General features: G+C 39.2%; 10 protein-coding genes. 8 read left to right on the top strand and 2 right to left on the bottom strand.

The genetic code is table 11. The annotated features are described in order from the left end of the window. From B2X72_RS12170 to B2X72_RS12185, 4 genes are all read left to right on the top strand, one after another. Positions 1 to 1,042 (top strand): Atu2307/SP_0267 family LLM class monooxygenase (locus tag B2X72_RS12170; protein WP_286849714.1); only part of this gene is annotated, 1,042 nt, incomplete at its 5' end. A 71-nt stretch (positions 1,043 to 1,113) separates the two neighbouring features. Further along, positions 1,114 to 1,695 carry a tRNA-(ms[2]io[6]A)-hydroxylase gene (locus B2X72_RS12175; protein WP_070561487.1) on the top strand — a complete coding sequence of 194 codons (582 nt, stop codon included), beginning with the start codon at positions 1,114 to 1,116 and terminating at the stop codon, positions 1,693 to 1,695. A gap of 74 nt (positions 1,696 to 1,769) precedes the next feature. After that, positions 1,770 to 2,870: a 23S rRNA (adenine(2503)-C(2))-methyltransferase RlmN gene (rlmN, locus tag B2X72_RS12180; protein ID WP_376747253.1), complete on the top strand. Its 1,101-nt coding sequence runs from the start codon at positions 1,770 to 1,772 to the stop codon at positions 2,868 to 2,870. A 41-nt stretch (positions 2,871 to 2,911) separates the two neighbouring features. After that, entirely contained in the window at positions 2,912 to 3,610 is a 699-nt protein-coding gene (locus B2X72_RS12185; protein WP_286734236.1) for a ComF family protein, read from the top strand. Between the two features lie 181 nt (positions 3,611 to 3,791). On the opposite strand, the gene B2X72_RS12190 is transcribed toward B2X72_RS12185, so the two are convergent. Next, positions 3,792 to 4,175, bottom strand: a complete 384-nt coding sequence (locus B2X72_RS12190; RefSeq protein WP_286734238.1) for a VanZ family protein — start codon at positions 4,173 to 4,175, stop codon at positions 3,792 to 3,794. Positions 4,176 to 4,329: 154 nt separating this feature from the next. Between B2X72_RS12190 and B2X72_RS12195 the strand changes: the two genes are divergently transcribed. From B2X72_RS12195 to B2X72_RS12205, 3 genes are all read left to right on the top strand, one after another. Next, on the top strand, positions 4,330 to 4,701 hold the full coding sequence (locus tag B2X72_RS12195; protein ID WP_046673104.1) for a PadR family transcriptional regulator: 372 nt from the start codon (positions 4,330 to 4,332) through the stop codon (positions 4,699 to 4,701). Beyond that, on the top strand, positions 4,694 to 6,364 hold the full coding sequence (locus B2X72_RS12200) for a PspC domain-containing protein (protein ID WP_286849715.1): 1,671 nt from the start codon (positions 4,694 to 4,696) through the stop codon (positions 6,362 to 6,364). Before B2X72_RS12195 ends, B2X72_RS12200 begins: the two co-directional genes overlap by 8 nt. 136 nt (positions 6,365 to 6,500) lie before the next feature. Then, positions 6,501 to 8,909 carry a TonB-dependent receptor domain-containing protein gene (locus B2X72_RS12205; protein ID WP_286849716.1) on the top strand — a complete coding sequence of 803 codons (2,409 nt, stop codon included), beginning with the start codon at positions 6,501 to 6,503 and terminating at the stop codon, positions 8,907 to 8,909. A 171-nt stretch (positions 8,910 to 9,080) separates the two neighbouring features. On the opposite strand, the gene B2X72_RS12210 is transcribed toward B2X72_RS12205, so the two are convergent. After that, entirely contained in the window at positions 9,081 to 10,091 is a 1,011-nt protein-coding gene (locus B2X72_RS12210) for a LacI family DNA-binding transcriptional regulator (protein ID WP_286734242.1), read from the bottom strand. 218 nt (positions 10,092 to 10,309) lie between these two features. Between B2X72_RS12210 and B2X72_RS12215 the strand changes: the two genes are divergently transcribed. Continuing rightward, the coding region (locus tag B2X72_RS12215) for a SusC/RagA family TonB-linked outer membrane protein (RefSeq protein WP_286849718.1) at positions 10,310 to 13,235 on the top strand (2,926 nt) is incomplete at its 3' end.

Raw genomic sequence — 13,235 nt, forward strand, 5'->3', positions numbered from 1 at the left:
TATGGAATTAGGAATAGGAATGTTTGGTGACTCGAGGATAGATCCTGTTACAGGTCAAATCCAGGCAGCGCAAGATAGAATGAAAGAAATTATTGAGGAGATCAAGCTTATGGATCAAGTAGGATTGGATTTCTTTGGAATCGGGGAACATCACAGGGCAGATTATGCGGTTGCAGCACCCGAAATTGTCTTGGCTGCGGCTTCTACAGTTACCAAAAATATTAAATTGGGCAGTGCAGTTTCGGTATTGAGTTCTGCGGATCCTGTTAAATTATTTCAGGATTTCGCGGCAGTCGATCTTTTATCCGATGGACGTGCTGAGCTGATGGCTGGAAGAGGATCCTTCATTGAATCCTTCCCTTTATTTGGTTATGATCTGAAAGATTATTCCGAATTATTTGAAGAGAAACTTGAGCTTTTGTTACGATTGAACAAGCAAAATCCAATTACTTGGCGAGGAAATTTTAGAGCGCCACTAATCAATCAAGAAGTATTCCCACGGCCTAAAAATGGATCACTGCCGATCTGGGTTGCTGTAGGTGGTACAACATCTTCTGTTATCCGTGCAGGAAAACTTGGTTTACCGGTTATGTTTGCTATCATCGGCGGCATGTATGAAAGCTTCGATCATTTATTTGAAATGTATCGTCAAGCATATGAGGATAATGGACATGATATGGCTAATTTCCAGGTTGGGGTGCACATGCATGCGTTCTTTGGCGACAACAACACTCAGGTAGCGGATTATTACTATCCGATTTATTCGGCACAGATGGACCGTATTGGAGCAAGTCGGGGTTGGCCACCATACCAACGTACACAATATGACTTTGGAAGATCTTCAAGGGGGCACCTCATTGTTGGAGATGCTGCTTATGCCGTAGATAAAATTTTGCAAATACAGGAAAAATTCGGATTGACACGTTTCTCTGCACACATGGATGTGGGCGCTCCTGGGCATAAAGAGATGCTGCGTTCTATAGAGATTTTTGGCGAAAAAATAGCGCCTGAAATTCGAAAGGCTCTTCATAAAGATGCCTAAAGAGCGATTATCATTTTTTTAACGCTGAGATATTCGCTACCTTTGTGGCGTAAATCATTTTAGAGAGTAAGATGCTTGGATTAAAGTTGTTGACAGATCCGCGATGGGCAAACATCGCAGAAGGAAATTTAGAAGAAATTTTGACTGATCATGCCTGGTGTGAGCAAAAGGCTGCTTCAAATGCAATATCATTAATCACAAACAACTCAGAATACGAAGATTTAGTGCATGAACTGACAGCAATTGCTATCGAAGAAATGGAGCATTTTAAGATGGTTATTGATATCATCAAAGAACGTGGCTATACCTTGGGACGTGAAAGAAAAGATGATTATGTTGGCCAATTGATGAAATTCTCTAAAAAAGATGGTAGTAGAAATATGGCTTTTATTGACCGTTTATTATTCGCGGCAATGATTGAAGCCCGAAGCTGCGAACGTTTTAGAGTGCTCTCGCAAAATATTCAAGATAAAGATCTTGCGAAGTTTTACCATGATTTAATGGTGTCTGAGGCAAATCATTATACAACATTTTTGAATTTTGCACGCAAATATACCGTAGACGTCGATGTAGAAAAGCGTTGGAAGGAGTGGTTGGAATTTGAAGGGAAGCTGATTCAGTCGTACGGAAATAAAGAAGCCATTCATGGCTAATCGGACCGCGCTCCTACCTATTTTAAAACACATACATAACAGTTGTCCCGTTCTATTTCTTAGAACGGGATTTTTTGTCACTTATTTATTCTTATCTTTGTACCGTGATTGAAAAAAGTAAAATAATAGATATCAGGAGTTTGTCTTTGGATCAGATCAAAGATCAACTTACAGCGTTGGGGGAGCAGGGCTTTCGTGCGAAGCAGATTTATGAATGGCTTTGGGTAAAATCTTGTGTAGATTTTGATCAGATGAGTAATTTGAGTAAGTCCCTTCGTGAGAAGCTGAAAGCGAATTTTACGATCAATGCAGTAACAGTTAAAGAATCTCAGATCAGCTCGGATAAAACAATTAAAAGTAGTTTTTGGCTGTATGATAACAATATCATTGAAGGGGTGTTGATACCCGCTCCGGAACGAATGACAGCCTGTGTCAGCTCACAGGTGGGCTGTAGCTTGACCTGTAAGTTCTGTGCAACAGGCTATATGGACCGTAAGAGGAACCTCAATGCCGATGAGATTTATGATCAAGTCGTTCTGATCAGCAAGCAAGCCGAAGAGAACTACGGGCAGCCACTGACAAATATCGTTTATATGGGGATGGGTGAGCCTTTGTTGAACTATGCCAATATGATGAAGTCGGTTGAACGCATTACGGCCCCCGACGGATTAAATATGGCTGCTAAGCGGATCACTGTTTCCACTGCGGGTATCGCAAAAATGATTAAAAAATTGGGTGATGACCAGGTACGTTTTAATCTAGCACTTTCTTTGCACGCCGCAAATGATAAAAAGCGAAATGAAATTATGCCGATCAATGAGCAGAACTCACTAAAAGCTCTGGCAGAAGCCCTCAAATATTTTTATGCGAAGACAAAAAGTCCAATTACATTTGAATATATTGTCTTTAACAATTTCAATGACGAATTGGAGGATGCAAAAGAACTTGCTAAGTTCTGTAAACACGTTCCTTGTAAGGTCAACCTGATTGAGTATAATCCTATAGCACTGGCCGATTTCTTAAATGCTGAAGCGGATAAAATCGAGGTATTTGCAAATTATCTAAAAAGTCAAGGTATCATCACGAATGTGAGACGTAGCCGTGGTAAAGATATCGATGCCGCCTGTGGACAATTAGCAATCAAGGACGAGAAAAAGGAGGAAGCCGAGGCATAATCTGAAGGATAGTTCCTATCTTTAATAGGGGAATTTACCAGATGAAATCCGAATTAAATAAGCTTTTTAGCGATTTTGTATCCATCTTTTTTCCAAGAGAATGTGGCTGTTGCGGCTGTGTGCTAAAATATCAGGAAAAGTTTATTTGTGTAGCATGCGATTTCCATTTGCCTTATACTAATTTTCACGAATATTCAGATAATGATACCGCAAGACAGCTTTGGGGGAAAGCTCCAGTGGAAGAGGCCTGTTCTTTTTTGTTCATGCAAAAGGATAGCCGTGTAGAGCACCTCATTTATCAGATTAAATACAATAATCAACCTTTTCTTGCGGAATATTTTGGTTATCTATACGGCTTAAAATTAATAGAAGCAAAGGCCTATCAGAATATCGATTGTATTGTTCCTGTGCCATTACACAAGAGTAAACTCCGAAAAAGAGGCTATAATCAATCCACTTACTTTGGAAGAGGTTTGTCCAGAGCGATGGAAATCCCATTGCGTGAAGATATTTTGGTAAGAAAGAAAGCGACAATTAGCCAAACAGGTAAGGGGCGACTCGACCGTTACGAAAATGTAAGTGATATTTTCGATTGTCAGGCCACTGGGGTGCCGGCCAATGTACACATTCTATTGGTGGACGATGTGTTAACAACAGGCGCTACGATTGTTTCCGCGGCATTAGCACTCTTAGATGCTACAGACTGTCGGGTATCTATTGCGACTTTAGCAAGGGCCTAGGCCCAATCTAACCCATAGCGTATGGGCTCATTTAAAAATAATAAAATTCGCAACCCGGAAGAACGCGTTCCGATAATTTGATGCGAGTTCCTATAATTTAAGCTAATATATAGACCCCAAATATAGGTTTGGTAACGCACTCAAAAATGACGAAACCGTCAAAACTAAATCAACCCGGTATTTACGACCTTCGGTTGACATAGTTTAGTAGATAGGCAAACCCGGCCATCCCTATTCCGATGCTGTCGGCAAATAAATCCCACCAATCACCGCTCCGATAAGTAAAAACATAAAGCTGAAGTAATTCTGTCAGTCCAGCGAATAAAAATCCGAGGATAGATACGATAAAAATCGGAAGCCAGCGGGTTGGTTTACCGCTGAATTGCTGGATAATACCATTGTAAAGCAACGTACAGAAAACAAAAAACATCCCGCAATGGACTAATTTGTCCATACCTGGATAGGCGGGAACTGCGTCAAAATTGTTCCCCGGGAGTGTGCATAAAATAATAACTATTATGGCCCAAATAAAACACCATTTATAGTCTAATAAGATTTTAATCATGGCGTTAAATATCCAAAAATTTCCTGATAGAAATAAAAATATTATGAATTTAAAAATTATTATCCTGTAAATCAGTGTTTTAATAAATTTATTTTGTTTCGTATGGTACTATGTATTGCATGGTACCATAAAATACATATATCTTTGTATTGTTATGATAGCTGAAAATACACAAATCCAAATGAGGAAGGGGATACTTGAATATTGTATCCTATCCATAATTTCTCGAGGAGAAATTTATGCCTCCGATATTATCAGCGAACTGAAGAAAGCTCAATTATTGGTTGTGGAAGGAACCTTATATCCGCTTTTAACACGTCTAAAAAACAACGGCCTGTTAAGCTATATATGGAAGGAGTCAACTTCAGGTCCGCCTAGAAAATATTATGAAATTACCCAAGAAGGGTTAGAAGTCCTTTCGCGACTAGATGTTACCTGGAATGAGCTCGTGTTTGCTGTAAACACGTCATTGGTGGGTAGAAACAATGATTCAACTAAACCAGTTAAAGATAATAACGATGAATAAGACAATAATTATCAACATAAATAGTATCGTCTTCCATATTGAAGAGGATGCTTATGAGGTGCTTCGCTCCTACATGATTGATATAAAGAAGCACTTTGGACAATCGGAAGATAGTCGGGAGATTTTAGAGGACATCGAAAATCGTATTTCTGAGATGTTTACCGAAAAGATTCAGGCGGGCAGTAAAGAAGTTCTGAATATGGACGATGTTAATGCTGTGATAGAGCAAATGGGGAGTGTAAGTGATTTTGAATCTGAGGATCAGGATGGTTATGCATCTTTTCAGCGCCAGCCAAATGCAGACGGCTTTAAAGTAGGGAAGAAGCTGATGCGCGACCCTGATGACAAAGTTTTCAGTGGAGTATGTAGTGGACTGGGACATTTTTTTGGCATTGAGGCTAAATGGGTACGTTTACTCTTTGCTTTATTTGTTGTGATCGGTGGATCGGGCGTATTAGTCTATGTCATCCTATGGATCGTCATGCCGCTCGCTGTAACTCGTGCAGATAAGATGGAAATGCGTGGGGAGGCACCGAATATTCAGAACTTCAAACGTTCTTTCGATGAAGAAATGAGCGGGGTGAGGGATTCGTTTTCGAGGGGAATGGACCGTACGGGCGATAGTGTTGCTAAATTATTGCAGGTCTTTGTGAAAGTCATCGGCGTATTCTTTGTTATTATTGTTGGGTTGACGCTCATCGGGTTGATTATTGGACTTATCTTCTTTGCGCTGGCTATTGTGAACGTTATCCCTGACGTCATGGACGATTCTGGTCCTTTTTATCTCATGAATCCAAGCGATGTACCTTTTGCTTTGATAGCGGGTTTCTTGGCCATTTTTATCCCTTTTGCTGGATTGTTCTATTTGCTTCTCCGCGTTCTCTTCGAGAAAAAACCAATGAACAATTATTTGACAACCACTTTATTTTTAGTCTGGTTGGCATCGATAGGCGGTATCATCTACTACGCTACATCGGTAGCAAAGGAATTCAAAGAGTCTAGTACGATTGTTGAAGAGAAGCCACTGCAAAAACAGGCTGTTTATTACTTAAATGAAAATGATATTCGGGTAATCCGCTTAAAAAATGGTGTGAGAAGTGGTATCGGTATTAAAAATGAAAACGTTTCAACCTATTTGAGGCGTAATATCCGTATTCGAATTGAGCGTATTGACTCTTTGCAAGAACCATATGTACGTTATGAATATTCGGCTAAAGGAAATTCCTATAAAGTCGCAACAGACAGAGCAGGTAAAATTAACTATGCGTTGAGGCAAGATAGTACATCATTAACATTTGACAATGCGTTCCAGTTGAATGAAGGTGAACTCTATCGGGATCAAGAAGTCAATATTACCTTGTTTCTCCCAGTAGGCACCAAGTTGATCATTAATGATAATTTGGAAGATAAATTAAGAGATATTTCATTTTACGAATGTCGTGACCGTTATAGTGAAGACCTAAGGGATGTAAAAGACGTCGAGTTTGTAGTCACGTCACTCGGGTTGAAATGTGCATTGCCACCAAAACAGTTAGATGACAGTGACGAAACAGATGCTGAAGGCAATGAAGTAATCGCAAATGATACGTCTGTTGTTATCCGTAGAGATACCATTATCAATGTCAAAAAAGATGGTGTTACCATAGAGACAAAAAAGAAATAACATAAACCAAGTCTTCCGCCTTTAGGCGGAAGACAAATTATTGAAGCTGTAACCTCGAAAATCACTACTGAACCTCGTGTGATAAGCCTATTTAGTAACATCAAAAGTAAATGCTATTATACCTATTTATAAACGAATGAAAAGATATTTTTACCTCTTACTCTTAAATTTTTTAATTGCTTCCTTTGCCTATGCGCAAGTGAAAGTTACAGGCAAAGTACTGGTGGAAAATAATGTGCCTTTGGCTTCTGCAACTGCTTATCTGATGAAGGCAAAGACAACAGTTATTTTGAAAGCAGTTGTTACAGATGAAAATGGAGAGTACCAATTTTCGGATATACAAGCTGGAAGTTATTATGTCGACGTCAAAATGGTTGGGTATACGGCCAATAAGAGCAACGTTTTTGACATCAGTAAATCAGATTACAAAATCCCAACGATCCTGCTGAACACGGACACACGAAAATTGCAGGAGGTCGCCGTAGAGGGTAAGCGGCCGATGGTTGAAAGCAAGCCTGGTAAACTGGTTTTAAATGTCGAAAACTCTCCCTTGGCCGCAGGGAATAATGCCTTAGATATTGTACAGCGCGCCCCTGGAGTGAGTTTAGATAACAATAATAACCTACAGTTGATGGGTCAATCTGGTGTATCAGTGACCATCGATGGTCGGCAGACCTATATGTCGGGTGAGCAGTTGGTGAATTTTTTGAAGAGTACGGATGGCAACCAGATTAAGTCCGTCGAAGTTATCACTACCCGGGCAGCAAAAGATGACGCTGAGGGGGCTGTGGGGACTATAAATATTGTGCTCAAGAAAAATCGGATGGAAGGATTTAACGGAACCTTTAACATGACGGCAGGGCGGGGAGAAAAATTCAGAGGGAATAGCTCCTTATCCTTAAATTATAAAAAGAATAATACGACAGTATTTGGATCGTATGCCTATTCGAATGAGAAAAGTCACCGGAAGCTCCTGCTTGATCGTGTTATTCAGAATAAAGGGGAAAAGACCTATTTTAAACAAAGGTCGGTATTGGATGAAAAAGAACAGAATCATTCCTATCGCTTCGGTGTTGAGCAAAGGACGTCAGCCAGAAATACGTTAACCGTGCAGTTTAATGGTTCGAATAATATCGAATACAATGATAACGATAGTAAGACCAATGTAGGAAAGTCTTTTACAACATTGGATTCGCTTTTGATTTCGACATCGCAATTCAAAGAGCTATTTGATCGGTACTCTGCTAATTTAAACAATGAGTTTAGAATTGATTCTAACGGCAGAAAACTTACCCTTGATCTGGATTGGAGTAAATTCAAAAGCAGTAAAGGCGTGGGGTATAATAACCAATATTTTGATGGTCAGATGGATGCGATTACTCCCGAGGAGATCCAACGGAGTAGAATGCCCATCGGAATCGATATCTATGTCGCCAAACTGGATTATGAACAACCGCTATCTAAGGTCTCCAAGCTTGAGATGGGAGCTAAATATTCTAATGTTACGTCGGATAATGACTTAACCTTTGAAGATTTTTTGAACAATTCCTGGATCAATAATGAAAAGCGGACGAATCATTTTGTGTATAAGGAGCAGATCGCCGCTGGATATATAGACTATAATAATACGATAGGAAAATGGGGGCTGAAGGTCGGTGCGAGAGGAGAATATACATTTTCTGATGGAAACTCATTGACCTTAAATAAGCAGGTGAAGCGGAACTACTTTAAACTTTTTCCGAATGCAAATCTGACATATACCCTCGATGAGAATCATATTCTTTCCTTAGGTTATGCAAGGAAAATCACCCGTCCCAATTACCGACAGTTGAATCCTTTTGATTATTTCATTGATAAATTAACCTTCGAACGTGGTAACCCCTATCTGAATCCGCAATTTTCCAATGAATTCACACTAAACTATACGTTGATGCAACGTTACAATGTGACATTGGGTATTAACGATGTGCGGGATGCGATTGTAGAGAGTATGGGGCAAGATTCAGTGTTGAAACAAACTTGGGTTATACGTGAAAATTTAGGAAAGAATTTGACTGCTTACCTGAATCTGAACATACCGATAACAGTATCCAAGATCTGGAGCATGAATAACAATATTACGGGCATCCATTTTAACTTTGATGGCATGGTGAGTGGTCATCCGCTGAAAAGAAAGTCATTTCTTTTGCAGGCTACATCGATGCACAATTTAAAGTTGGCGAAAAGTCTGTCGGCTAATGTCAATTTGCGATATTTCTCTCCTTTCAAATATAATGTATACGATATGAAGGCCCGATGGGATATGGAAATTGGAGCGACAAAGACATTTAAAGATCAACGTAGTTCTTTGAAACTGGCGGTGAGCGACTTGTTTAATACAGGGAATCAGAATCTGAAAACTAATTTCGGCGATTTTGACTCCAGTATCAGGCAATACCAAGATCGTCGTGTGGTTCGATTGACCTATTCGTATAAATTCGGAAATTTAAAAAATAACTATCGTAAGAAAGATACAAGTAACGAGGAGAAGGAAAGAGCGCAATAGGACTCGATTGTTTTTCTAATATATAACCGTAGGAATGTCATATTCTTACGGTTTTTTGGCATTGTCTGTTTCATATATTTAAGTTATTCGGAGTATTTCATATAGCTTATGAATCAGAAAGCATCTTTTTCTGTGTAGCTGTTGTTATTTAAGAAATGCACCAAGTTATAATTAGTCATTTTTGACCAATTCAGTAGGCAATACAAGGGTTTCAAATTCCGTAATGGGATATTTTGCTTCTATTAACTTAATAAGCAATTCTGTGGCAATTTTTCCCATTTCGAATGCAGGTTGGCGAATTGCGGTCAATTTGGCGGAAAATAGGTCCACAACGTTTGAATTTGTGAATCCTGCAATGGCGATACCTTGTGCAGGCCCGAAAGGCCTTTTTTTTATGACATGAAGATATCCTGTGGTTAATTTATCGCCGGAAATGAAGATAGCATCGAAACCAATGCGGAGAAGTTCCTCGACAGCCGTCTCAATTTCCTCTACATGTAGTCCACCATGTTGACAATATTTTACCAAATTGGGGTCAAAATCGATGTGATTTGCCATAAGGGCCTTTTTATAGCCAACTAATCGATCTTTCGTGATGGACAGTGATTTAGAGTTTGTTAGGTGCGCGATTTTCTTCTTTCCGAGTGTTATGAGGTGCTGAGTTGCGTCATAGGCTCCTTGTTGATTGTTTACGACAACTTTGTAGGTGTCGAACTGCTGTGGGATCCGATCAAAAAAGACTATTGGAAATCCTCTTTCTTTCAATTGATGTAGATAGGAGATGTCTTCAGTTTCTGAAGACAATGCAATCAGTAGTCCATCTATAGACCTAGAAGTTAGGTATTCGACATTCAGTCGTTCCCGTTCGGAAGATTCATGTGTTTGTGAAATAATGATCTGAAAGTTCTTATCATAGGCAATTGATTCTACACCGCTTATGACTTGGGAGAAGAAATTATTAGCTATTTCGCTAACGATAATACCGATTGAGTGACTTCGCCGCTCTTTTAAACTCCTAGCAATAGGATTGGCACGATAGTTTATTTTTTTCGCGTATTCTAATACAACCTTTTTTGTTTCGGGACTTATTTCATAACTATCTCTCAAAGCTCTTGAGATCGTAGAAGTAGATAAATTGAGCGCTTTAGCAATATCTTTGATTGTATAGTTTTCGAATTTCATAATTGGCAAAATAGACTATAATATTAATCAAAAAAAATTACAAAACCTAATTCACGGGCATATGCAAACGTTGCCGGCAACGTTTGCATAACTTTTTAATGATACTTGCATGAACAAGTGAAATATAACTTGTAAACTTGATTGTATGATAACCAGTTAAATTTCGATGCAGTTCCTGCAAGAGTGATTTAATCATTGTAATTTAAAAACCTAAAAATATGAGTAAGGCCTTAGTAATATCTACTGCTATTTGCGCTTCGTTATTCACATTAAATGCACACGCTCAAGCCCGAAAAGTCCAAGGAACGGTCGTTGGTACGGATCAAAAAGGATTGGTTGGTGTGAGTGTAACGGTGCCAGGAACAAGAATTGTTGCTGTGACGGACAAAAGTGGAAAGTTTAGTATCGAAATAGCCGGTAACAATCAAGAACTTCAATTTACCTATGTTGGATTTCAGACAAAAAAAGTAACAGTTCTTGAGAATCAGAAGACACTTAACATTGTTTTGGAAGAACAGTCTAATGCATTGGAAGAGGTAACTGTAAACATCGGTTACGGGACGGTCAAAAAGAAAGATCTGACAGGAGCTGTAACTTCGGTAGGTGCAGAAACCATTTCTAAAGCTCCAGTATCTTCAGCTCTTGAGGCGATTGCGGGAAGAATGGCTGGGATTCAAATTTCTTCTACAGAAGGATCCCCAGATGCAGAAATGAAGGTCCGCGTCCGTGGCGGAGGCTCCGTTACAGGAGATAATGCGCCTTTATATATCGTGGATGGTTTTCCGATGTCTTCGATATCAGATATCGCGCCAGCAGATATTGAATCCATTGATGTGTTAAAAGATGCATCTTCGGCAGCCATATATGGCTCTCGGGGAGCAAATGGGGTTGTTATCGTAACCACCAAAAGTGCAAAGTCAGGAAAAACATCAATTAGTTATAGCGCTTTTGGCGGAATTCGAAATTTGGCAAAAAAGCTCGATGTATTGTCTCCCTACGATTATGTAACCTGGCAGTACGAACAGGCATTGTTGCAAAATAAACTGGATACTTATGTCAAATACTTTGGTAATTTTCAAGATATTGACCTCTATAAAGACGTGCCTTCAAATGATTGGCAAGAGCTTATATTTGGAAGGACCGGTAATACTTTTAACCAAAATTTCAATTTGTCAGGGGGGAGTGATAAGACGAAATATTCAATTTCTCATTCCTTTGTGAGAGATAAAGCGATTATGGAAATGTCTGGCTTTCGGAGACAAAATGTCAATTTTAAACTAAACCATAAACCATCAAAGAATACTTCCATAGATTTGGGTGCGCGATTTTCGGATGTTCGCATTTCAGGTGGAGGCATGAATGAACAGAATGAAGCCTCTTCATCAGATTCCCGTTTAAAATTCGCCATGATTTATCCTCCCTTTCCTGTTGGGGGCCTAACAAATAGTGATGAAACCGATGATGAATTCAATCTGTATAATCCGTTAGAGTCTTTGGTCGATAATGATCAATTGCAACGAAGGAGAACGTATAACCTAAATGCTGCATTTAGCTGGGATATTGTTAAAAACCTACGGTTCAGGACAGAATTTGGCTTTGATGATTATCACAACTATAATGATCGGTTTTATGGTCCAACGACGTATTATGTGCGTAATATTCCCGCTGCTTTAGATCAAAATAAGCCTGCTCTTATCTCATTGAATACGTCGACTCAGGGGATACGCTCCACAAATACATTAAACTATAACTTTCAAGATTTCCTTCCTAAAGGACATAGTTTAAGTGTGCTGGTTGGCCAGGAATATTTGTTTACACAAAAAACATTAAATACCAATACGACACACGGTTTTCCGAACAGCTTTAAACTGGATGATACCCGAAAATTAACGCCGCAAGGTGCATCGAGTACGATAAACAATTACATGTTTGCTGACGAAAAATTACTTTCATTTTTTGGCCGGGTAAATTATGACTTTGACTCGAAGTATTTATTTAATGCAACTTTCCGGGCAGATGGTTCCTCCAAGTTCTCGGCAGACAATTATTGGGGGTATTTCCCATCCATGGCAGCTGCTTGGCGGATCTCATCAGAGCGATTTATGGACAAGACGCAATCTTGGCTTGATGACTTAAAACTTAGAGCAAGCTTGGGTACCTCGGGAAATAATAATATTCCATTAGAGCAGATATATCCAATATTTTCAGTTAAGAACACAGAATGGGTCAATGGGTATAATAATTATTGGGCTACGTCAAAAACGATGTCTAATCCGGATTTGAAATGGGAAACGACCATTTCAAAGAATATAGGTTTGGACTTTACTTTATTCAAGAAAAAGCTATCGGGAACGGTCGATGTGTATAAAAATAAAACAAAAGATCTCTTGATTCTTTTCCCAATTGCCGGATCAGGTTATGATGATCAATATCGAAATTTAGGTGAAACCCAAAATAAAGGGATAGAGCTTACACTAAACTGGTCTGCAATAAATAAGAAGAACTTTGATCTCAATTTTAGTGGCAATATTAGTTTCAATCAAACGAAAGTTAATTCTTTGGGAACCTTGACCTCGATTCCAATGGCTTCGGGTTGGGCTTCAACGGAAATTGGAACGGATTACGTTGTAGAGACTGGTGGGCGGGTTGGAAAAATGTATGGTTACGTGAGTGACGGGCGATATGAAGTTTCTGATTTTACAGGCTATGATGCAGCATCAAAAAAATGGATTTTAAAAGATGGCGTAGCTGATGCCTCTACTGTCGTTGGCACCATAAGACCGGGAACAATGAAATTAAAAGATCTAGTTGGTGATGATCATAAAATCGATGCAAGTGATCAGACGATTATTGGAGATGCAAATCCACTACATACCGGTGGATTTTCAATCAATACACGTATCTATAACTTTGATATGACAGCATTATTTAACTGGAGCTATGGAAACGATATCTACAATGCCAATAAGATTGAATATACATCTACGAGCAAGTATAATAACCGCAATATGCTCACGGTAATGGAAGAAGGGCAACGTTGGACGAACTTACTGCCCGATGGAACGATCAGTAATGACCCTAACCAATTGGCCGATATGAATAAAAATACGAGTCTCTGGTCTCCGCTTACAAGTAAATTTGTAT

Source organism: Sphingobacterium sp. UBA7253, assembly GCF_002472745.1.
GTDB lineage: Bacteria > Bacteroidota > Bacteroidia > Sphingobacteriales > Sphingobacteriaceae > Sphingobacterium > Sphingobacterium siyangense.